General features: G+C 72.9%; 2 protein-coding genes. Both read right to left on the bottom strand.

Going from position 1 to position 24,247, the window contains the following annotated elements:
• Window positions 1-49 precede the first annotated feature (49 nt).
• The gene (locus ACZ592_RS12715) at window positions 50-12,058 is read right to left on the bottom strand and encodes an SDR family NAD(P)-dependent oxidoreductase (RefSeq protein ID WP_471581541.1); all 12,009 of its coding nucleotides are present in this window, start codon (window positions 12,056-12,058) and stop codon (window positions 50-52) included.
• A 102-nt stretch (window positions 12,059-12,160) separates the two neighbouring features.
• Complete coding sequence (locus ACZ592_RS12720) at window positions 12,161-24,238, bottom strand: SDR family NAD(P)-dependent oxidoreductase (RefSeq protein ID WP_471581542.1); 12,078 nt, start codon at window positions 24,236-24,238, stop codon at window positions 12,161-12,163.
• Between the last annotated feature and the right edge of the window lie 9 nt (window positions 24,239-24,247).

Below are 24,247 nucleotides of genomic sequence, written 5' to 3' on the forward strand. Positions count from 1 at the left end.
GAGAGTTCACCCAGCCTTCAGCGTGGTTGTCGCGCCGTGCACGGTCGTTTCACACACCCAGTTCTTTGTCGATGAAGTCGAGGACCTGGTCGGTCGAGGCCACCTGGAGCTGCTCCTTGGTGCTGGCGGAGCCGGGCGCCGCGCCGGCCGCCTTCCACTTCGAGAGGAGTGCTTCCAGGCGGGCCGTGACCGCGTCGGCGTCGAGGTGTTCGACGAGGCTGGAGGACAGGGCGTTCTCGAGCTTTGCCAGGTCGCGCAGAACCGGGTCGGTGGCCTCCTGGCCCACGGGGGTGCCGCCGTCAGGGGCGAGTTGCGCACCCAGGTGCGTAGCGAGGATGTCGGCGTCCGGGTGGTCGAAGACCAGGCCGGAGGGCAGGCGGAGGCCGGTGGCGGCGGACAGCCTGTTGCGCAGCTCGACCGCGGTGAGGGAGTCGAACCCCAGCTCCTTGAAGGTGCTGCTGGTCCCGAGCCCGTCGACGCGGAGGCCGAGGACGGTGGCGGCCTGCTCCCTGATGAGCCGCACCAGCGTGTGGTGCCGGTCGGCGGCGGGCAGGGCGGCAAGCCGTCCCGCCAGGTCGGCGGGCTGCCCACCGGCCGTCGCGGTCGGCCGGCTCGCCGCGCCCGCGGGGCGTGCGGCCAGGCCGCGCAGGAGCGCGGGCCGGGTGTCCACGGGGTGGGTGGCGAGGGTGCGCAGGTCGAGGTTGAAGCCCACCAGGTGGGGGCGTCCGTGGCGGTGCGCTGCGTCGAACAGGGCCAGGCCGTGCGCGTTGGTCATCGCCTTGACGCCGATGCGGCTCATCCGGGCCACGTCGGTCTGACTCAGACCGCCGGACATGCCGCCGGTCGCGCCGCCGGCCATGTCGCCGTCCAGGGTGCTCTTCCTGTGGGCCTTCGACTCCGCCTTCGAGTCGTCCGGGCTCTGCCACATGCCCCAGCCGACGGACATTCCCGCCTGGCCCTTTGCGCGGCGGTGCTGCATCAGGGCGTCGCAATAGGCATTGGCGGACGCGTAGTTGGCCTGCCCGGGACTGCCGAGGGTGGCGGCGGCCGAGGAGAACACGGCGAACAGGCCCAACCGCATCCCGCTCGTCGCCTCGTGCAAGTGCTGTACGGCGGCGGCCTTCGCCGCCCACACACGTGCCAGACCCTCCGGAGTCTGCGCGGTCACCACCGCGTCCTCCAGGACACCCGCCGCATGCACGATGCCGGTCAGCGGATGCGCGGGATCCGTCTTGCCGACCAGCTCCGCCACCGAGTCCGCGTCACCGACATCAGCCGCAGCGAGCGTCACCTCCGCACCCAACCCGCGCAGCCTGTCGGCGAGTTCACTGCCGCCCGGAGCTTCCGGTCCACTACGGCTGGCCAGCAGCAGGTGCCGTACGCCCCACTCCCGCACCAAGTGCTCCGCCACGACCTGCCCGAGCACGCCGGTCCCACCGGTGACCAGCACCGTGCCCTCGGGGTCGAGGGCAGGCGGGATCTCCAGCACCAGCTTGCCGGTGTGTTTCGCCTGACTCATGAACCGGAACGCCTCCCGCGCCTTGTCCAGCGGCCAGGAACGTACCGGCAGCGGCTTAAGCCGATCTGAGGCGAACAACTCGCCGAGCTTGTCCAGCATCCGGCCGATGCGGTCCGGTCCCGCGTCGCCGACCAGGTCGTAGACGGTGTACGTGACGCCCGGGTACTCGGCGCCCACCTCGTCGGAGACACGCAGATCGGTCTTGCCCATCTCCAGGAACCGGCCGCCATCGCCGAGCAACCGCAAGGAAGCATCGATGAACTCACCGGCCAGGCTGTTCAGGACGACATCCATGCCGTCTCCGTCCGCCGCCTCCCGGAACACGCCCTCGAAGGCGGTGTCCCGGGACGAGGCACGGTGGGCCGCGTCGACACCCATCCCCTCCAGGACGGCATGCTTGGCGGGACTCGCGGTGGCAAACACTTCCGCGCCCAGGTGCCGGGCGATCTGTATCGCGGCCATCCCCACACCACCCGTACCGGCATGGATCAGTACCCGCTCACCCGCTTTCAGACCCGCCAGCTCCACCAACCCGTACCAAGCCGTGAGGTACGCCGCCGGGATACCGGCCGCCGTGGGCAAGTCCCAGCCCTGCGGGACCGGCGCGAGCATCCGCGCATCGGCGATCACCACAGGGCCGAACGCGCCCTCGAACACGCCCATGACGTGATCGCCGACCGAAAGGTGGGCCACGTCGGGGCCGACCTCCGTCACGACACCGGCACCCTCACCGCCCATGGCTCCGTACGCGGGGACCATGCCGAGCGCCACGAGGACATCGCGGAAGTTGATGCCGGCGGCAGCCACCGACACCCGTACCTGCCCGGGCTCCAGCGGCTCCAGAACCTCCGGGCACGCCACGGCTGCCAGGTCGTCCAACGAGCCGTCGTTCACCATCCGCAGACGCCAGGCCGGCTCACCGGGAGGCGGAACCGGCTCGGACGGGCGTCGTGCCTGGGCCAGGCGGGGGGCGTACAGCTTCCCTTCGCGCAGGGCGAGTTGGGGTTCGTCGAGGTCTTCGACGGCCCGACGCACGAGGGACTGATCCAGACCCTCGACAACAACGCCACAACCAACGTCGGCATCCGTCCCGAGGTCGAGGAGAACGAAACGGCCCGGGTTCTCGGACTGGGCACTGCGGACCAAGCCCCACACCGCCGCGACACAGGGATCCACATCACTGTCGGACTCGACCCCGACGGCCACGGCCCCCCGTGTCACCAACACCAGACGGGACTCCGCCAACTCCTCCACAGCCAGAAACTCCTGCACCAGCCCCAACACACGCTCCACGACCGCCAGACCACCCCCACCCCCCACACCAGCACCAGCACCAGCACCAGCACCAGCACCAGCACCAGCACCAGCACCAGCACCGACAGGAGCCAGCACCGCCCACGGCACCTCACCACCGGCCGACACCACATCAACCAGACCGACACCATCCGCCAACACGACCCAGCCGTCACTGTCCGGCACGCCTGCCACCTGCGGAGCCGGAATCGGGGACCACTCCACAGTGAACAACCCCCGTACGTCGCTCTGTTGAGCGGCAGCGAGCTGACCGGGCTTCACGGGGCGCGTCTGCAGGGCGTCGACACTCAGGACAGGTCCACCGGTCGCGTCGGCGACGGTGACACTCAGCCCCTGTGCGGCACTGTCCCCGACTGGACGGAGGCGTACGCGTATCGACGTGGCCCCTACCGCCCGCAGGGACACTCCGGTCCATCCGAACGGCACGTAGACGTGATCGTCCCCGGTCCCGCCCCGGAGCCGGTCGGCGAGGAGAGGATGGAGGGCGGCGTCCAGGAGAGCGGGATGGATGCCGTAGCCGTCGGGAGTGCCCGCGGCCTCGGGCAGGTCGACCTCCGCCAGGAGATCCTGCCCGTCCCGCCACACCGCCCGCAGCCCCTGGAACGCCGGACCATACCCGTACCCGGCCTCCGCGGCCCGCGCGTAGAAGCCATCGACTTCCACGGGTTCGGCGCCGACCGGGGGCCACGCTCCACTCAACTCGGAGGCCGTCGACTCCGCTTCGGGAGCGAGAGTGCCAGTGGCGTGGCAGACCCAGGAGTCATCACCCTCAACGGCATCCACATCCGGACGGGTGTAGATCTGCACACCACGACGCCCGTCCTCACCCGCCTCATCCACCACCACCTGCACCCGCAGACCCGACACCCCAGGCACCACCACAGGCACCTGCAACATCAACTCCTCCACCGACCCGCAACCAACCTCATCACCGGCCCGCAACGCCCACTCCACCAACACCGCACCCGGCACCAACACCGACCCGGCCACCACATGATCAACCAACCAGCCCACACCCGACCGCGACAGACGCCCCGTCAGCAGACACCCACCCCGATCCGCGAACTCCACCGCCGCACCCAACAACGCATGCCCCGCAGCCACCAGACCCAGCCCCGACGCATCCACCACACCACCAGCACGACCCGACAACCAAAAACGCTCCCGCTGGAACGCATACGTCGGCAGATCCACCACACCCGACACAGAACCAGCCGAGAACAACACCGACCAGTCGACACCAACCCCGGCCGTATGCAGTCGGGCCACAGCCTGCAGGAACGCCTCTTCCTCGGGACGCCCACCGGCAAGGGAGGCGACCAGGACCGAATCCACTCCGTCCATGGCGTCGAGGGTGTGCTGGGCGGCGGTGGTCAGCACCGGGGCAGGACCCAACTCGATGAACACACCCGCCCGAGGGGCCAGTTGGGCGATGGCGGGCTGGAAGAGCACCGTCTGACGCACATGCCGCGCCCAGTACTCCGGGGTCGTAATCTCCTCCCCCGCCTCCCCACCCGAAACATTGCTCATCAACGGAATCAAAGGCCGCCTGAACTCCACCTCACGCAAAGCCCCGACGAACTCATCAAGCATCGGCTCCATCAACACCGAATGAAAAGCATGACTGACAGACAGCGGCTTCGTCTTACGCCCCTTCTCCTTCCACACCTCCGCGACTCGCTCCACCTCCTCCGAGGGCCCCGATATCACCGTGGAATCAGGAGTATTGACAGCAGCAACACTCACCCCCGTCCCCTCCAGACAAGCAGCAAGCTCCCCCACCGTGGCCTGCACCGCACACATCGCCCCACCCTCAGGCAACCCACCCATCAACCGAGCCCGCGCACCCACCACCCGACACGCATCCCCCAACGACAAGACCCCAGCCACATGAGCAGCCGCAATCTCCCCCACCGAATGCCCCACCACCACATCCGGCCGAACACCCACCGACTCCCACAACCGCGCAAGACCCACCTGCAACGCAAACAACCCCGCCTGCGCCCACACCGTCCGATCCAACCGCCCCCGCGGACCCCCGAACACCACCTCCCGAACCGACCCACCCAACTCAACATCCAACAGACCACACACCTCATCAAACGCAGCAGCAAACACCGGGAACCGCCCATACAAGCCAGCCCCCATCCCCACCAACTGACTCCCCTGACCACTGAAAAGCCAGACCACATCACCCCCGGCGCGAACCTGCGACACAGCCGGACCGACCAGCGCCGGATGCGTCTCCCCCGCCGCCAACGCCTCCAACCCGGCCAGCACGTCAGACCGCTCCGCGCTCGCCACGACGGCCCGATGCTCGTGCAGTGCACGCGTCTTCAGGAGGGACCAGCCCACCTCGGTCAGCGGCGTACGAGACGCCTCCTCGGCAGCGAAGTCGCTCAGTCGGCGCGCCTGCTCCCGCAGGGCCTCCGCGCTGCGAGCCGACAGCACCCACGGCACCACCACCCCGGCGGACTCCGGCGCATGGGTGGACTCCGCCTCTTCCGCGGGCTCGGGGACGTGCTCAACGATCAGGTGCGCGTTCGTGCCCGAAGCGCCGAACGACGAGATGCCCGCCCGGCGAGGCCCTGCCCCCTCCGGCCACGGCACCGACTCCACCGCCAGCCGCACCGCGCCCGCATCCCAGTCCACGTGCGGAGTCGGCTCATCCACATGAAGACTCGCAGGTACGACACCGTGCCGCATCGCCATCACCATCTTGATGACACCCGCGACACCCGCAGCAGCCTGCGTATGACCAATATTCGACTTCACCGAACCCAGCCACAACGGACGACCCGGTGAACGGTCTTGCCCATACGTGGCCAGCAGCGCCTGCGCCTCGATCGGATCACCCAGCGTCGTCCCCGTACCGTGCCCCTCCACCACATCCACATCACCGGCCGACAACCCGCCACCGGCCAACGCCTGGCGGATCACCCGCTCCTGCGACGGACCGTTCGGCGCCGTCAGACCATTGCTCGCACCGTCCTGGTTCACCGCCGAGCCCCGCACGACGCCCAAAACATGGTGGCCGTTGCGGCGCGCGTCCGAGAGACGTTCCAGGAGCAGGACGCCGACACCCTCGGAGAATCCGACTCCGTCGGCCGCGGCGGCGTATGCCTTGCAGCGGCCGTCGGGCGACAGCCCTCGCTGGCGCGCGAACCCCGCGAACATGTCCGGGTCGGCCATCACCGTGACGCCGCCCGCGAGGGCCAGGTCGCACTCGCCGTGGCGCAGCGCCTGCGCCGCCATGTGGATGGACACCAGCGAAGAGGAGCAGGCCGTGTCGACCGTGACCGCGGGGCCTTCCAGGCCGAGGGTGTAGGCGACTCGGCCGGACACCATGCTGCCGGTGCTCGCCAGGTACGCGTAGCCCTCCAGTTGGGCGTCCGCCTCGGGGAACGACTTGGCGTAGTCGTGGTTCATCAGGCCGACGTAGGTGCCGGTGAGGGTGCCCTTGAGCGTCGTCGGATCGATGCCCGCCCGCTCGAACACCTCCCACGACGCCTCCAGCAACAACCGCTGCTGCGGATCCATCGCCAACGCCTCACGCGGATTGATCCCGAAGAACGCCGCGTCGAAATCACCCGCGTCCGGCAGGAAGCCGCCCTGGTCGGCGTAGGTGGTGCCGATGTGCTCGGGGTCCGGGTGGAAGAGGCGCTCCAGGTCCCAGCCTCGGTCGGTGGGGAACGCACCCATCGCGTCCACGCCGCTGTCGACCAGGTTCCACAGGTCGTCGGCGGAGCTGACACCGCCGGGGAAGCGGCAGGTCATGGCGACGATGGCGACCGGGTCGTCGGTGTCGTCCTGCGCGGGCCGGGGCCGGGGCGCGGCGGGCGCCTGCGCCACCGTACCGGCGAGGCGCTGCACGAGGTGGGCGGCGAGGGCCTGGGGGGTGGGGTGGTCGAAGATGAGGGTGGCGGGGAGCCGTACGTCGCAGGCGGCCGAGAGGCGGTTGCGGAGTTCGACCGCGGTGAGCGAGTCGAAGCCGAGGTCCTTGAAGGCCAGGTCGACGCCCACCCGGGCCGCCGAGCCGTGGCCGAGTACGGCCGCGACGTACTCGCGCACGACATCGGTGACGAGCCGCAGTCGGCCGTCTGCGTCGAGGCCCGCGAGACGTGCCGCGAGCGCTCCGTCGGCGAGCCCCTCGGAGGCCACGCGCCGCCGCCGCGCGGGGGCGGTGAGCGTGCGCAGCAGCGGGGAGAGGCCGTCGGTGACGGCGCGCGGGTCCAGGTCGGCCGCGACGACGTAGGCACGGTCGTGGTCGCGGGCCGCGTCCAGGAGCGCAAGGCCGCCTTCGTCGGTCAGCGCGGCGAAGCCGGTGCGCTTCATGCGGGCCAGGTCCGTCCGGCTCAGCTCGCCGGTCATGCCACTGGTCGCCTGCCACAGTCCCCACGCGATCGACAGGCCGGCGAGTCCTTGGGAGCGGCGGTGCTGGACGAGGGCGTCGCAGTAGGCGTTGGCGGCCGCGTAGTTGGCCTGTCCGGGGCTGCCCAGCGAGGCGGCCGCCGAGGAGAACACCATGAAGAGGGCGAGGGGTGTCTCCCTGGTCGCCTCGTGCAGGTGGCGTGCGGCGGTCGCCTTCGCCGCCCACACCCGCGCGAGGCGTTCCGGGGTCTGCGCGGTGATCACGGCGTCGTCCAGGACACCGGCCGCGTGGATCACACCGGTCAGCGGGTGCGCGGGGTCGACCGACGCGACGAGTCCGGCGACCGCTTCGGCGTCTCCGACGTCGGCGGTCGCGACGGTGACGCTCGCGCCCGACTCGCCGAGGCGAGTGCGGAGTTCGTGGCTCCCGGGCGTCTCGGCGCCCCGCCGGCCTGCGAGCAGGAGGTGGCGTACGCCCCACTCCCGTACCAGGTGTTCGGCCACCAGCCGGCCGAGGATTCCGAGGCCACCGGTGATGAGGACCGTGCCGTTCGGGTCGAGCCCGGCCGGGGCGCCGGCCTGCTCGGCCTCGTGGCCGGGCGGCGTCGGGGAGGCCGCGCGGATGAGTCGGGGCACGCGTATCTCACCGCCGTGGAAGGCGAGTTGGGGCTCGTCCGGGTCCGCCGCCGCAATGGCGTCGGCGAGCGTGTCGTCGGGGCCGAGGTCGATGAGCGTGAAGCGGTCGGGGTTCTCCGACTGGGCGCTGCGGACCAGGCCCCAGACCGCGGCCGCCGTCACGTCCACGTCGCTGTCGCCGTCGGTGGCCACCGCGCCCCGCGTCACGAGCGCGAGGCGGGAGTCGGTCAGGGGTGAGGCGAGCCAGGCCTGGACGAGGCCGAGGACGCGCGTGGTGAGGGCCGGGCCGTCGTCGCCGGGCCCGGACTCGACGAGTGCTGCCACCAGCGTCGGCGCCGGGGTTCCGGCCTCGACCTCCGCCAGCAGGTCCGCGAGGCTCGCGGCGGTGTCCTCGCCGAGGGTCACCCAGCTGTCGTCGCCGGTTCGGGGCGGCGCGGCGGCGGTTTCCGGGGCGGTCCACTCCAGGTCGAAGAGTCCGTGCCGGCCGGGGGTTCCCGCGGCGGCGAGACGCGCGGTGTCGGTGGGGCGTGAACGGAGGTCGCGCACGGTCAGGACGGGGGCGCCCACGGCGTCGGCCACGGTGACGCGCAGTCCTTGGTCGATCCGGTCGCCGAGGAGCGTGAGGCGCACCCGGACCGTGGTGGCCCGCACGGCGTGCAGCGCCACGTCGTTCCAGGCGAACGGCAGCCACACCTGGGCGGCTTCGGTGGGCGGCAGGAGCAGGGCCGCCGGCTGCAGGACCGCGTCGAGGAGGGCCGGGTGGATGCCGAATCCGTCCGGGTCGCCGGCTTCCTCGGGCAGCGCCACTTCCGCCAGGACGTCCTTGCCGTGGCGCCACAGGGCCCGTACGCCGCGGAACGCGGGGCCGTAGCCGTATCCCGTGCGGTCGGCCTGTGCGTAGAGGTCATCGGCGTCCGCCGGTTCGGCGCCGGCCGGAGGCCACGCGCCGTCCAGCGTCCCGGCCGTGTCGTCGTCCGCCCGCTCGGACTGCTCGGGCCCGAGCAGTCCGGTGGCGTGGCAGGTCCACGGCCGTTCCGACGAGAAGGCGTCGTCGGCATCGGAGCGGGAGAACAGCCGCACCTCGCGTCGGCCGTCCGCGTCGGCCGTGTCCACGACGACCTGGATCTGCAGGCCCCCGGTGTCGGGCAGGACGAGCGGTGTCTGCAGGGTGAGTTCTTCGAGGGCGGGGCAGCCCGCCTCGTCGGCGGCCCGCAGGACCCACTCCACCTGTGCGGCACCGGGCACCAGTGCCTGGCCGGCCACGACGTGGTCGTCCAGCCACGTGGCCGACTGCCGGGACACCCGCCCGCTCAGGAGGTGTACGCCGCCGTCGGCGAGGCCCACGGAGGCGCCGAGGAGGGGGTGCCCCGACGCGGCGAGGCCGAGCCCCGCGGGGTCGCCGGCGCGGCCCCTGGTGGGCGCGATCCAGAAGTGGGTGCGCTGGAAGGCGTAGGTGGGGAGGTCGACGGTACGAGGGGTGGGGTCGGCCGGGAACCAGCGGCGCCAGTCGACCTCCGCACCCGCCGCGAACGCCTGGGCCGCGGCACGGGCGAGCTGGGCGGCGTCGCCGTGGTCACGCCGGAGCGTGGGCACGACGGTGGCGGGCACGTCGGCCTGCTCGATGATGCCCTCCATCGCCAAGGTGAGGACGGGGTGGGGGCTGGCCTCGATGAAGAGGCGGTAGCCGTCGTTGAGGAGGGCGTTGATGGTGTCGGCGAAGCGGACGGGCCGGCGGACGTTGTTGACCCAGTACGCGGAGTCCAGGGCGGTGGTGTCGGCGAGGTGTCCGGCGGTGACGGTGGAGTAGAACGCGGTCTGGGTGGTGGTGGGCCGGACACCGGCGAGGCCTTCGGTGAGCTGGTCCATGATCGCGTCGAGCTGGGGTCCGTGGCCTGCGACGTCGGAGCCGACCGCGCGGGCGCGCAGTCCGAGTTCCCTGGCGGCGGCCACCACCGCCTCGATCTCGCCGGGGGATCCTGAGATGACGGTGGAGGAGGGGCCGTTGACGGCGGCGACGACCACGCCCGGGTGTCCGTCGATGAGTTCGCCGGCCCGGTCCTGGTCCACGCCCAGGGAGGCCATGGCGCCCTGCCCGGACAGCCGGCGCAGCAGGATGCTGCGGACGGCGACCAGGCGTGCGGCGTCCTGCAGGGAGATGGCGCCCACGACGCACGCGGCGGCTATCTCGCCCTGGGAGTGTCCGACGACCGCGGCGGGTGTGATCCCCTGATCGGCCCAGACGGCGGCCAGCCCGATCATGACGGCCCACAGCACCGGCTGGATGACATCGATCCGGGACAGCTCGGCGCCGTCCCCCCGCAGCACACCGGTCAGCGTCCAGCCATCGACATACGGCGCCAGAGCCTGCTCGCACTCCGCGATCCGCGCCGCGAACACCGGCGACTCGACCAACAACCGGGCACCCATCCCCACCCACTGACCACCCTGCCCCGGAAAGACCAACACCGGGCCCGGTCCCGTGGAGCCGACCGCTCCGGACACCACGTCCGGCGAGGCCTCGCCCGCGGCCAGGGAGCGCAGCCCGTCGAGGAGCGTCTCGCGGTCCGTGCCGACGACGACGGCCCGGTTCTCGAAGGCCGTACGCGTCGTGGCCAGCGACCACCCCACCTCCGGGGGCGACACGGGCGCTGCGGGCGGCACGGGCGGGCGGTCGGCGCTCACGTGCTCGGCCAGCAGCGCGGCTTGGGCGCGCAACGCCTCCTCGCCCCGTCCCGAGACCACCCACGGCACCACCCGGCCCGCCGCCACCGCACCCGCCACCGGGTGCGCGGGGTGTCCGGACGTCTCGTCGGGGGCTTCCGCGGCGGGGGACTCCTCGGGCGCCTCCTCCAGGATGACGTGCGCGTTCGTGCCCGACATACCGAAGGCGGACACCCCGGCGCGGCGCGGGCGTTCACCGCGGGCCCACGCGACCGGCTCGGTGAGGAGCCTGACGGAGCCGTCGGACCAGTCGACGTGCGGGGTCGGCTCGTCGACGTACAGGGTGGCGGGCAGCAGTTCGCGCCGCAGCGCCATGACCATCTTGATGACGCCCGCGACACCGGCCGCGCCCTGCGGGTGGCCGATGTTCGACTTGACCGAGCCCAGCCACAGCGGCCGGTCCTCGTCGCGCTCGCGGCCGTAGGTGGCGAGCAGCGCACCGGCCTCGATGGGGTCGCCGAGCCGGGTGCCGGTGCCGTGCGCCTCGACGGCGTCGACCTCGGCGGCGCCCAGGCCCGCGTTGGCGAGGGCGGCGCGGATGACGCGCTCTTGCGAGGGGCCGTTGGGGGCGGTGAGGCCGTTGCTCGCGCCGTCCTGGTTGACCGCTGAGCCGCGGATGACGGCGAGGACCTCGTGGCCGTTGCGGCGGGCGTCCGAGAGGCGCTCCAGGAGGATGAGCCCCGCGCCCTCGGAGAAGCCGGTGCCGTCGGCCGAGGCGGCGAACGCCTTGGAGCGTCCGTCGGGGGACAGCGCTCCCTGGCGGGAGAACTCGGTGAACGCACCGGGCGTAGACATGATCGTCACGCCACCGGCCATCGCCATGTCGCACTCGCCCTGACGCAGCGCCTGGGCCGCCAGGTGCATCGCCACCAGCGACGACGAGCACGCCGTGTCGACGCTCACCGACGGGCCCTCCAGGCCGAGGGTGAAGGAGATGCGGCCGGAGAGGACGCTCAGCGCGTTGCCGGTCAGGAGGTGGCCCTCGACGTTCTTGTCGGGCTGTGCGCCACCGAATCCGAGCACGCCCGCGCCGATGTAGACGCCGGTGGGGGTCAGTTTCAGCGTGGCCGGGTCGATGCCGGCCCGCTCCAGGAGCTGCCAGGCCGTCTCCATCAGGACACGCTGCTGCGGGTCCATGGCCAGCGCCTCGCGCGGGCTGATCCCGAAGAACGCGGCGTCGAAGGCGGGCGCGTCGTGCAGGAACCCGCCGCGGCGCACGTAGCTGGTGCCCGGGTGTTCGGGGTCAGGGTGGTAGAGCCCGTCCAGGTCCCAGCCCCGGTCGGCGGGGAATTCCCCGGTGGCGTCGCCGCCCTCGGCCACCAGGTCCCACAGCGCCTCGGGCGTGCGGGTGTCACCGGGGAAGCGGCAGGCCATGGAGACGACGGCGATCGGTTCCTGGGACCGCTCCTCGGCCTCGCGCAGCTGCCTGCGGGCCTGGCCGAGGTCCACTGTGACCCGCTTCAGGTACTGACGAAGCTTCGCTTCCGTACTCGACACTTCGGTACTCGGAACTTCAGCACTCGACATCGAACGTCACTTCTCCATCAGTGAAGGGCACAGGCAGGGCACGGGGGCACAGGGAACGGGAAGGGCAGCGGGTCACAGCTCTCGGTCGATGAACTCGAACATCTCGTCGTCGGAGACGTCGTCGAGCGCGTCCAGCCCCGCCGCGCCGGTCGCGGCACCGCCCCCGGCACCGTTCACCTTCGCCAGCAGGGTGTTGAGGCGCCTGGTGACCCGGCCGCGCGCGTCGTCGTCCAGGGCGAGGGCCTCCAGGGAGGACTCGATCCTGCCGAGTTCGTTGAGCACGGGGTCGGCCGCGTCCTTGAGGAGTGGCGGGGCGCCGTCGGGCGACAGGCGTTCCAGGAGGTGGTCGACGAGCGTGGCGGACTCGGGGTAGTCGAAGACGAGTGCCGCGGGCAGCTTCAGGCCGGTCGCCGCGGCGAGCCGGTTGCGCAGCTCGACGGCGGTCAGGGAGTCGAAGCCCAGCTCCTTGAACGAGGTGTCGGGGCGGATGGCCTCGTGGCCGGTGTGCCCGAGGACGCCGGCGACGTTGCCACGGACCAGGTCGAGCAGGAGTCGGCGCCGTTCGGCCGGCGTCCGTCCGGCGAGCCGTGCGGCGAGGCCGTCCGCCGAGGCCGCGGTGGTCGTGGCGGCGGTCCGGCGGCTGCTCCGCCCGCCCGGAGCCGTGGCGGCCAGGGCGCGCAGGAGCGCGGGCCGGGTCTCGGCGGGCTGTGCGGCGACGACACGCGCGTCGAGGTCCACGGCGACCACGTACGGACGGCCGTGGGCCTGGGCCGCGTCGAGCAGGGCGAGTCCCTTCTCCGTGGTCAGCGGAGTGAACCCGGTGCGCTTCATGCGGGCCAGGTCCGTCTCGCCGAGGTGCCCGGTCATGCCGCTCGCGGTCTGCCACAGGCCCCAGCCGATCGAGAGACCGGCCAGCCCTGCGGAGCGGCGACGCCGGACGAGCGCGTCGCAATAGGCGTTGGCGGCAGCGTAGTTGGCCTGCCCCGGGCTGCCGAGCGTCGCCGCCCCCGAGGAGAACACCACGAACAGGCCGAGCCGCAAGTCGCGCGTCGCCTCGTGCAGGTGCCGCGCGGCGGCCGCCTTCGCCGCCCACACCCGCGCGAGCCTGTCGGGTGTCTGTGCGGTGACGACGGCGTCGTCCAGGACACCGGCCGCGTGGATGACGCCGGTCAGCGGGTGCGCGGGGTCCGTCTTGCCGACGAGCTCCGCCACCGCCTCCGGATCCCCTACGTCCGCCGCGACGACGGTGACCTCGGCACCCAACGCGCTGATGCGGTGGACGAGTTCACCACTCCCGGGCGCTTCGGATCCGCGCCTTCCGGCCAGCAGCAGGTGTCGTACGCCCCACTCCTTGACCAGGTGCTCGGCCACCGCGGCGGCGAGGACGCCGGTGCCGCCGGTGATGAGGACCGTGCCGTCCGGATCGAGCGCGGGCGGGATCTCCAGGGCCAGTTTGCCGGTGTGTTTCGCCTGGCTCATGAACCGGAAGGCCTCCCGCGCCCGGCCCAGCGGCCACGCCTGGACCGGCAGCGGCGCCAGCACACCGGCGGCGAACAACTCGCCCATCTCCGCCAGCATTTCGGCGATCCGGTCGGGCCCGGCGTGCGGCACGAGGTCGAAGGCCCGGTACCAGGCGCCCGCGTGGTCGGCGGCGACCCGCTCGGGGTCGCGCTTGTCGGTCTTGCCCATGTCGGCCATGCGTCCGCCCGGGGCGAGCAGCCGCAGCGAGGCGTCGGTGAACTCCCCGGCCAGGCTGTTGAGTACGACATCCATGCCGCGCCCGCCCGTCGCCTCCCGCAGCGTCTCCTCGAAGTCGAGGTCGCGGGAGGAGGCACGGTGGTCCGCGTCGATGCCCATGCCGTCGAGGACGGCGTGCTTGGCGGGGCTCGCGGTGGCGTACACCTCGGCGCCGAGGTGGCGGGCGATCTGGGTGGCGGCCATGCCCACGCCGCCGGTGCCCGCGTGGATGAGCAGCGATTCGCCGGCGCGGAGGCGGCCCAGGTCCACCAGGCCGTACCAGGCCGTCAGGAACACCACGGGCACCGTCGCGGCCTCCCGCAGGCTCCAGCCCTCGGGCACGGGGACGACCATCCGGGCGTCCGCGATCGCCACCGGGGCGAACGCGCCCTCGAACAGGCCCATCACCCGGTCCCCGACCGCGAGGTGGGTGACGCCGGGGCCGACCTCCGTCACATGACCGGCCCCCTCGCTGCCCGCGAACGTGCCCTTGTCCGGATACATGCCCAACGCGATCAGCACATCGCGGAAGTTCATGCCCGCCGCCCGCACGGAGATCCGCACCTGCCCGGGTGCCAGCGGCGCGAGCGCCTCCGGGGCTTCGATCACCGACAGGTTCTCCAGGGTGGCGGTGCCGGAGGTGCCGAGGCGCCACACGGGTGTGTTCACTGGCGGTACGAGCTCTTCTGGGACACCGGCGGGGATCAGGCGCGGGACCAGCAATCTTCCCGCACGTAGGGCGAGTTGAGGTTCATCGACCTCCTCGACGGCTCGGCGGATCAGCGCCTGGGGCAGGGCGGCGGCCTCGGCGCCTGTGTGGGTGTCCGGGTCGCCACCGGTATCGACGTCGGCATCGAAGTCGATGTCGATACCGGTGGCGATGTCGAGCAGGACGAAGCGGCCCGGGTTCTCGGACTGGGCGCTGCGCACCAGTCCCCATACGGCCGCGGCTGCGGGGTCCAGGTCGGCACCGCTGTCACCGTCGGCCGCCACGGCTCCCCGCGTCACCACGAGCAGTCGCGACTCGGCGGACTCCGGCGCGGCCGCGGCAAGGAACTCCTGCATGAGCGACAACACCCGTTCGGCGGCGGACAGGTCGGTGGCGGCCTCGGCGTCACGGTCGGCGGCGAACCCGACGGGCGCGAGTACCGCCCACGGCACCCCAGCGCCGTCCGACAGCGCACTGGCCACATCGACGCCATCAAGCCCATCTGCGAGGACGGCCCATGGGCCGGGCGCGTCGGAGCCTTCGGAGCCGTCCGGGGCCGGAACCGGGAGGGCAAGCGGCGTCCAGTCCACGGTGTAGAGCCCGTCGACACCGGTCCGGCCCGCCGCCGCCAGCCGGCGGGGGTCGACCGCCCGCAGGGTCAGCGCGTCCACGCCGAGGACGGGCGCGCCGGTTCCGTCGGCGATCACCACCTTGAGGTCGCTCTCGGCCGACTCCCCCTGCGGCGACAGCCGAACGCGTACCCGCGTCGCCCGCTCCGCGCTCAGCGACACTCCGTTCCACGCGAAGGGGAGCCACATCTGCCCGTCATCAGGCCGGTCGAGGAGCATCAGCGGGTGCAGGACGGCGTCGAGCAGGGCAGGGTGGATCCCGAAGCCTTCATCGGCGCCGGCGCTCTCGGGCAGCTCCACCTCCGCGAGCAGATCGTGCCCGTCCCGCCACAGCGCCCGCAGCCCCTGGAACGCCGGACCGTACTCGTACCCCGACTCCGCGGCCCGCGCGTAGAAGTCCGCCACATCCACCGCTTCGGCACCGGACGGGGGCCACTGGCCGTTCAACTCACCTTCAGCGGCGACGGGTTCACTGCTCACGGCACCCATGGCATGACATACCCACGCGTCGCCGCCGCCTGCCCGGTCCGGTCGCGAGTAGACGTGTACGTCGCGTCGGCCCTGCTCGTCGGCAGCCCCCACGGCCACCTGGACCTGAAGACCTCCGGACTCGGGCAGCACCAGGGGCGCCTGCAGCATCAGTTCGTCCAGCGTGACGCAGCCCGCTTCGTCGGCGGCCCGCAGCACCCACTCGACCAGTGCCGCGCCGGGCACGAGCGCCATCCCGGCCACCACGTGCTCGGCGAGCCAGGCAGGGGACTTGCGGGAGAGTCGGCCGGTGAACACGTACGTGTCGCTGTCGGCCAGTTCCACGCACGCGCCGAGCAGCGGATGGCCGACGGAGGCCATGCCGAGGTCAGCCGCGTCGCCGGTCGGTCCGGTGGGCTCCTCCAGCCAGTAGTGCTGGTGCTGGAAGGCGTAGGTGGGGAGGTCGACGGTACGAGGGGTGGGGTCGGCCGGGAACCAGCGGCGCCAGTCGACCTCCGCGCCCGCCGCGAACGCCTGGGCGGCGGCGCGGGTGAGTTGGGTGGCGTCGCCGTGGTCGCGGCGGAGAGTGGGGACCACTGAGGCGGAGACCTCGGCCTGACTGATCGTCTCTTCGAGGCCGAGGTTGAGGACGGGGTGGGGGCTGGCCTCGATGAACAGGCGGTAGCCGTCGGCGAGCAACGCCTCGACGGTGTCGGCGAAGCGGACGGGCTGGCGCAGGTTGGTGACCCAGTAGTCCGTGTCCAGGGCGGTGGTCGTGGCCAGCCGCTCCGCCGTCACAGTGGAGTAGAACGCGACGTCGGTCTCCGCGGGCTGGATGTCGGCGAGACGGTCGGTCAGCAGCTCGTGGAGGTCGTCGATCTGGGGTCCGTGGGAGGCGTATCCGACATCGATGACGCGGGCCCGCAGTCCGCGCGCTTCGGCGTCGGCGACGACGGCGGCGACATGCTCGGGCGGGCCCGAAATAACCGTGGAGGCAGGCCCGTTGACGGCAGCCACGCACACGCCGGGCCGGTCTGCGATGAGTTCGGCGGCTTCTTCGGCACTCGTGCTGAGGGACGCCATGTCGCCGTGCCCCATCAGCTGCCGCAGGGCGTCACTGCGTACCGCCACGATCCGCGCCGCATCCTCCAGGGAGAGAGCCCCCGCCACACACGCGGCGGCCATCTCACCCTGGGAGTGGCCGACCACAGCAGCAGGCGTGATCCCGTAGTCCTCCCACACGGCGGCCAGCGACACCATCACCGCCCACAACACCGGCTGCACGACCTCGACCCGGGACAGCTCGGAGCCGTCCCCGCGCAACACCTCACTCAGCGACCAGTCCACATGAGCGGACAACGCCTGCTCACACTCGGCGATCCGCCCCGCGAACACCGACGACTCGTCCAACAACCGGGCACCCATGCCCACCCACTGCGACCCCTGACCGGGAAACACCAACACCGGACCGGCCCCGGTGGCACCCTGAACGGTCCCCTCGACAACACCCGCCGACGGCTCGCCCGCCGCCAATGACCGCAGTCCGGCGAGCAGGGCCTCGCGGTCCTCGCCCACGACCACGGCCCGGTGCTCGAACACCGACCGCGTCGTGGCCAACGACCAGCCGACCTCCGCAGGCAGCGCCTCAGAGACGTCCGCCACGAAATCGCCCAGACGACGGGCCTGCTCCCGCAGTGCATCCGTACTCCGCCCGGAAACCACCCACGGCACCACCGACCCCGGCGCCCCCGTCGCCCCGTCAAGCGACCCCCGGACCGTCTCCTGCGGCTCCTCCACCGCTTCCGGCGCCTCCTCCAGGATCAGGTGCGCGTTCGTGCCGGAGATCCCGAAGGACGAGACTCCGGCACGCCGCGCCCGCTCGCCCCGCGCCCACGGAACCGGCTCGGTCAGCAGGCGGACGCCGCCGCCGTCCCACTCCACGTGGGGGGTGGGCTCGTCGGCGTGGAGGGTGGCGGGCAGTTGCTCGTTGCGCAGGGCCATCACCATCTTGATGACACCGGCCACGCCCGCGGCAGCCTGCGTGTGTCCGATGTTCGACTTGACGGAACCGAGCCACAACGGCCGTTCCGGGGAACGTCCTTGGCCGTACGTGGCAAGGAGGGCCTGCGCCTCGATCGGGTCACCCAGCGTGGTGCCGGTGCCGTGCGCCTCCACCACGTCGACGTCGTCGGGATTGCGGCCCGCGCCGGCCAGCGCGGCGCGGATGACCCGCTCCTGCGAGGGCCCGTTGGGGGCGGTCATCCCGTTGCTCGCGCCGTCCTGGTTCACCGCCGAACCCCGCAGCAGGGCGAGGACCTTGTGGCCCTTGCGGCGGGCGTCGGAGAGACGCTCCAGGACGACGAGTCCCGCGCCTTCGCCCCAGCCGGTGCCGTCGGCGGTGGCCCCAAAGGGCTTGCAGCGGCCGTCGGGGGCCAGGCCGCGCTGGCGCGAGAACTCCACGAAGGTGTTGGGGGTGGCCATCACCGTCACGCCGCCGGCGAGCGCGAGGTCGCACTCGCCGCCCCGCAGGGCCTGCGCCGCCAGGTGCATGGCGACGAGCGAGGATGAGCAGGCGGTGTCCACCGTGATGGCGGGGCCCTCGAGGCCGAAGGTGTAGGCGACCCGGCCGGACGCCACGCTCGGGGTGCTGCCGGTCATGATGCGGCCCTCGAAGCCGTCCGGCTTGCGGGCGAGGAAGCGGGATCCGTAGTCGTCGTACATGATCCCGGTGATGACGCCGCACGGCGTGCCGCGCAGGGTGGCCGGGTCGATGCCCGCGTGTTCGAAGGCCTGCCAGGCGGTTTCGAGGAGCAGGCGCTGCTGCGGGTCGGTGGCGGCGGCCTCGCGGGGGCTGATGCCGAAGAAGCCGGCGTCGAACTTGGCGGCGTCGTAGAGGAAGCCGCCCTCCCGCGTGTAGCTGTGGCCGACCTGGTCGGGGTCGGGGTCGAACAGTCCTGCGGTGTCCCAGCCGCGGTCCTCGGGGAAGGGGCCGATGGCGTCCGCGCCGGTGGCCACGAGCCGCCACAGCTGGTCGGGCGAGCCCACGCCGCCGGGGTAGCGGCAGGCCATGCCGACGATGGCGATGGGATCGTCGGCGGTGGCCGTGGCGTGGGCGGCCGGTATGAGGGCGGTGGGGGTCGTGTCGTGTTCGGCGTCGGGGAGGAGGCCGCGCAGGTGGCGTACGAGGGCGCCGGGGCTGGGGTGGTCGAAGATGAGGGTGGCGGGGAGCCGGATGCCGGTGGCCGTGGAGAGGCGGTTGCGCAGCTCCAGGGCGGTGAGGGAATCGAATCCCAACTCCTGGAAGGCGCGGCCGAGTTCGAGGGTCGCGGGTGAGGGGTGGGCCAGTACCGTCGCGATCTGTTCGCGGATGAGTTCGCTCAGCGCGCGGTCCCGGTCGGCGGCGGACAGCCGGGCCAGGCGAGCGCTCCATGTGGTGGGCGCGGCCTCTTCGGTGGTGCTCGCGGCGGCGCGGGGCGCGCGTACCAGGCCGCGCAGGGCGGGCTGGAGGGTGTGGGCGGCGGCCTGGCCGCGCAGGACCGCGCGGTCGAAGCGGGTGGCGAGGAGCGTGGGGTGCGGGGAGACGAGTGCCGCGTCGAAGAGGGCGAGGGCCTGTTCGTCGGTGAGGCCTGCCACGCCGGTGCGGTGGATGCGGGCGCGGTCGGTGTCGGCGAGGCGTGCGGCCATGCCGCCGGACGCGGACTCCCACAGGCCCCAGGCCAGGGAGGTCGCGGGCAGGCCCTGGGCGCGGCGGTGTGCGGCGAGGGTGTTGAGGAAGGTGTTGGCGGCCGCGTAGTTGGACTGTCCGCCGTTGCCGAGGAGGGAGGCCCCGGAGGAGAAGAGGACGAACGCCCGCAGGTCCTTCTCGCGGGTGAGTTCGTGCAGGTGCCAGGCGGCGTCGGCCTTGGGGGCCAGGACGGTGTCGAGGCGTTCGGGGGTCATCGCCGTGATGAGGCTGTCGTCGATGACGCCCGCGGTGTGGATGACGGCGGTGAGGGGGTGTGCGGCGGGGATGCCGGAGAGGAGCGCGGCGAGCGCGTCGGGGTCGGTGATGTCGCAGGCCGCCGCCTGGATGTCGGCGTCGTGGGCCGCGAGGTCGGCGCGGAGTTCGGTGAGTCCTTCGGCGGCCTCGCCGCGTCGGCTCGCGAGGAGCAGGTGGCGGGCGCCGCGGGTGGTGACCAGGTGGCGGGTGACGGCCTGGCCGAGGCCGCCGGTGCCTCCGGTGATCAGGACCGTGCCCTCGGGGTCCAGGGCTGGTGCCGTGTCGTGGTCCGGGGGCGGGGTGACGGCGAGGCGTGGCACGAGTGCGGTGCCCGCGCGCAGGGCGAGTTGTGTCTCGCCGTGGGCGTTCGCGGTGGCGAGGCCGGCGGGCAGCGCGTGCAGGGATGCCGGCTCCTGGTCGGTGTCGACCAGCAGGACGCGGTCGGGCTGTTCGGCCTGGGCGGCGCGGACCAGGCCCCAGACGGGCGCGGTGGTCAGGTCGGCGGGGGCGTCGTCCGTGCGGGCGGTGACGGCGCCGCTGGTGAGGATGACGAGCCGGGCGCCGGTGAGGGTGTCGGCGGCGAGCCAGTCGCGGACCAGCGTCAGGGCGGCCTGCGCACGGCCCCGTACCTGCGCCGGAATGTCCGTCTCTGTGCTCTGCGGAGCGAGGGGCGCGAAGACGGTGTCCGGGACGGGCCCGCCGTCCGCCACGGAGGCGGTGAGCGCGGCGAGGTCCGGGTGGCGCGTGACGGGGCCGAGGCCCGCGTCGTCGGCGCCGAGTACGGCCCAGGTGCCGGTGGCCGGTGCGGTGTCGGGGAGCGGCAGGGGCTGCCAGTCCAGGTGGTGCAGGGGTGTGGTGGTGGCGGGGCGGGCGGCGCGCCAGCGGTCGGCGGGGATCAGCCGCAGCTGGAGGGTGTCGACGGTGGCGACCGGGCCGCCGTCGGGGTCGGTCAGGGTCAGTCGCAGCCGGTCCTCGCCGCGCGGGCCGAGCCGGGCCCGCAGGTGGGTGGCGCCGGTGGCGTGGTGGCGTATGTCGCTGAAGGAGAAGGGCAGCCGTACGGGGGCTTCCGTGTCGCCGTCGGCGTCCTGGTAGAGCTCGTCGACGGCGTGCAGGGCGGCGTCGAGCAGTGCCGGGTGGAGGGCGAACGCGTTGGCGTCGGCGTGCTGTTCGTCGGCGAGGCGGATGTCGGCGTACAGGTCGTCGCCGTGCCGCCATGCGGCGTGGACGGCACGGAAGGCGGGCCCGTAGCGGTAGCCCTGCGCGTCGAGCCGGTCGTACAGGGCGTCGGCGTCGAGGGCGGTGGCGTCGGCGGGCGGCCAGGGTGCGGTGTCGGGGGCGGGGGGTGCGGTCGCCGCGCTCGTGGTGAGGACGCCGGTGGCGTGCCGGCGCCAGCCGTGGGCGGGCTCGCCGGCGGAGGCGTGGGGGTCGTCGGAGGCGTCGCCGTCGTCCGCGGGCCGGGTGTGCACGGTGAGGGTGCGGCGGCCGGAGTCGTCGGGGGCGGAGAGGGCCAGCTGTACGTGGACGGCGCCGCCGCCGGTGCCGGTGTCGTCGAGCAGGAGCGGGGATTCCAGCGTGAGGTCGTCGATGGTGTCGCAGTCGGCGTGCCGTCCCGCGAGGAGGGCGAGTTCGACGAACGCGGTGGCGGGGAACGGGACGCCTCCAGCGATGCTGTGGTCGGCGAGCCACGGGTGCGTACGCAGGGAGAGGCGTCCCGCGAGCAGGAGGCCGCCGTCGGCCTGCCGTATGACGGCGGGCAGCAGGGGGTGGCCGGTCTCCTGGAGGTCGGCGGCCCGGGCGGGGGCCGCGGCGTCGGGGGTGGCGCGCCAGTAGCGGCGGCGCTGGAAGCGGTAGGTGGGCAGCGGCAGGTGGTCGGTGTCGGCGGGGAGCAGGGACGTGAGGTCGGCGGGCTGTCCGTCGGTGTGGAGGGCTGCGACGGCGTTCAGCAGGGTGCGGGCCTCGTCGTGTCCGGCGCGCAGGGCGGCGCGGACGACCGGTACGGCCGTCTCGTCTCCCGCCGGTGCGGTGAGGCAGTCCTGGACCATGGTGGCGAGGACGGGGTCGGGCCCCAGTTCCAGGTGGCGCACCACGTTCTGGGTGTCGAGGGCGCGCAGTCCGTCGTGGAAGCGCACGGTCCCCCGGACGTGGCGCACCCAGTACTCGGGGTCGGTGAGCCGGTCCGCGTCGGCGAGGCGGCCGGTGAGGTTGGGGACGACGGGCAGCGTCGGCGGGTGGAAGGTCAGCGTGCGGGCCACGGCGCGGAAGTCGTCGAGCATCGGCTCGATGAGCGGTGAGTGGAAGGCGTGGCTGACGTGGAGGCGCCTGGTCTTGTGGCCGCGCCCGCGCAGGGTCTGTTCGACGTCCGCGACGGCGGCGGCCTCGCCGGAGACGACGACGGAGGCCGGGCCGTTGACGGCGGCGAGCGCGAGGCGTTCCTCCGCCCCCGCGAGCAGCGCGAGTACGTCGTCCTCGGGCGCCTGGACGGCGAGCATGGCGCCGCCCGCGGGCAGGGCCTGCATGAGGCGTCCGCGGGCCGCGACCAGCTTGCAGGCGTCCGGCAGGGAGAACACCCCGGCGACGTGGGCGGCGGCGATCTCGCCGACGGAGTGTCCTGTCAGGTGGCTGGGGGTGATCCCGAAGGAGGTGACGAGGCGGTACAGGGCGACTTCGAGGGCGAACAGGGCTGCCTGGGTCATCCCGGTCTCGTGCAGTTCGGCCGCGCGGGGGCTGTCGGCTGCGGCGAACAGGACGGGCAGCAGCGGCTGTTCGAGGAGCGGGTCCAGTTGGCCGCGGATCTCGTCCAGGGCTTCGGTGAACACGTCGAAGCCGGCGTACAACTGGGCGCCCATGCCGGGGCGTTGGCTGCCCTGACCGGTGAACAGGAAAGCGGTGCCGCCGGGCCGTGCCGGGCCCGCGGCGCCGGTGAGGGCGGGGTGGGTGCGGCCCGCCGCGAGGGCGGCCAGCGCGGCGGCGCGTTCGTCCCGGTCGGCGCCGAGCACGATCGCGCGGTGCTCGAAGAGGGTACGGCTCAGCAGGGTGCCGCCGATGTCCGCGGCGGAGTCGTCGTCGTGGGAGGCGATGTGACCGGCCAGCGCGTCGGCCTGGGCGCGCAGCGCGGCGGGGGTCCGGGCGGACAGCAGCCAGGGCACCAGAGGTTGTTGCCCCGCGCCGGGCTGTGCGTCGGCCGCGGCACTCGCACGTACCACGGGCCACGGCCCTTCCGCGTCGCCGCCCGCCTCCCCGGTGTCGGTCGTGGGAGCTTCTTCGAGGATGAGGTGGGCGTTGGTGCCGGAGATGCCGAAGGAGGAGATGCCGGCGCGACGGGTGCGTCCGCCCCTCGGCCAGGCGACCGGTTCGGTGAGCAGGCGCACCGCGCCGGACTCCCAGTCGGCGTGCGGGGTGGGCTCGTCGACGTTGAGCGTGCTGGGCAGTGTCTGGTGCCGCAGCGCCTGGACCATCTTGATCAGGCCAGCGGCGCCTGCCGCGCCCTGGGTGTGGCCGATGTTGGACTTCACGGAGCCGAGCCACAGAGGCCGCTGCTCGTGCCGTTCCCGGCCGTAGGTGGCGAGGAGCGCGTCGGCCTCGATGGGGTCGCCGAGGCGGGTGCCGGTGCCGTGTGCCTCGACCGCGTCCACCTCCGAGGGCGAGAGCCGCGCGCCGGCGAGGGCGGCGCGGATCACCCGCTGCTGGGCGGGGCCGTTGGGGGCGGTGAGGCCGTTGCTCGCGCCGTCCTGGTTGACGGCGGAGCCGCGGATGACGGCGAGCACGCGGTGGCCGGCGCGGCGGGCGTCGGAGAGGCGTTCCAGTACGAGGAGTCCGGCGCCCTCGGAGAAGGCGGTGCCGTCGGCCGCGGCGGCGAAGGGCTTGCACCGGCCGTCGGCGGCCAGGCCGCGCTGGCGGGAGAACTCCGTGAACACGTACGGGGTGGTCATGACCGTGACACCGCCCGCGAGCGCGAGGTCGCACTCGCGCCGGCGCAGCGCGTGGGCGGCCAGGTGTACGGCGACGAGCGACGACGAGCAGGCGGTGTCGATCGTCACCGCCGGGCCTTCCAGTCCGAAGGTGTAGGCGAGACGGCCCGAGAGGACGCTCGGGGCGTTGCCGGTGACGAGGTGGCCCTCGGCGGCGGGGTCGATGTGCGGGGTGCCGAAGCCGGGCAGGGCCGCGCCCGCGTAGACGCCGGTGCTGCTGCCCCGCAGCGAGTGCGGGTCGATGCCCGCGCGTTCCAGGGCCTCCCAGGCGCACTCCAGGAGCAGCCGCTGCTGGGGGTCGAGGACGGCGGCCTCGCGCGGGCTGATGCCGAAGAACTCGGGGTCGAACGCGTCGGCGTCGTGGAGGAACCCGCCCTCGCGGGCGTAGCTCGTCCCCGGATGGTCGGGGTCGGGGTGGAAGAGCCTCTCCAGGTCCCAGCCCCGGTTGTCGGGGAAGGGGCCCAGCGCGTGGGCGCCCGCGGACACCAGGTCCCAGAGTTCTTCCGGGGTGCGGACGCCGCCGGGGTAGCGGCAGGCCATCTCCACCACGGCCACGGGTTCCTGGTCGCGCTCCTCCGCCTCGCGCAGCCGCTGCCGGGTGGCGTGCAGGTCCGCGGAGACACGCTTGAGGTAGTCGACCAGTTTCTCTTCGCTCACCATGTGCGCTCC

This window comes from Streptomyces sp. NPDC040622, assembly GCF_055593965.1.

Coding starts and splice junctions, on each gene's coding strand:
- ACZ592_RS12720 (WP_471581542.1), bottom strand. CDS start 24,238: ATGGTGAGCGAAGAGAAACTGGTCGACTACCTCAAGCGTGTCTCCGCG.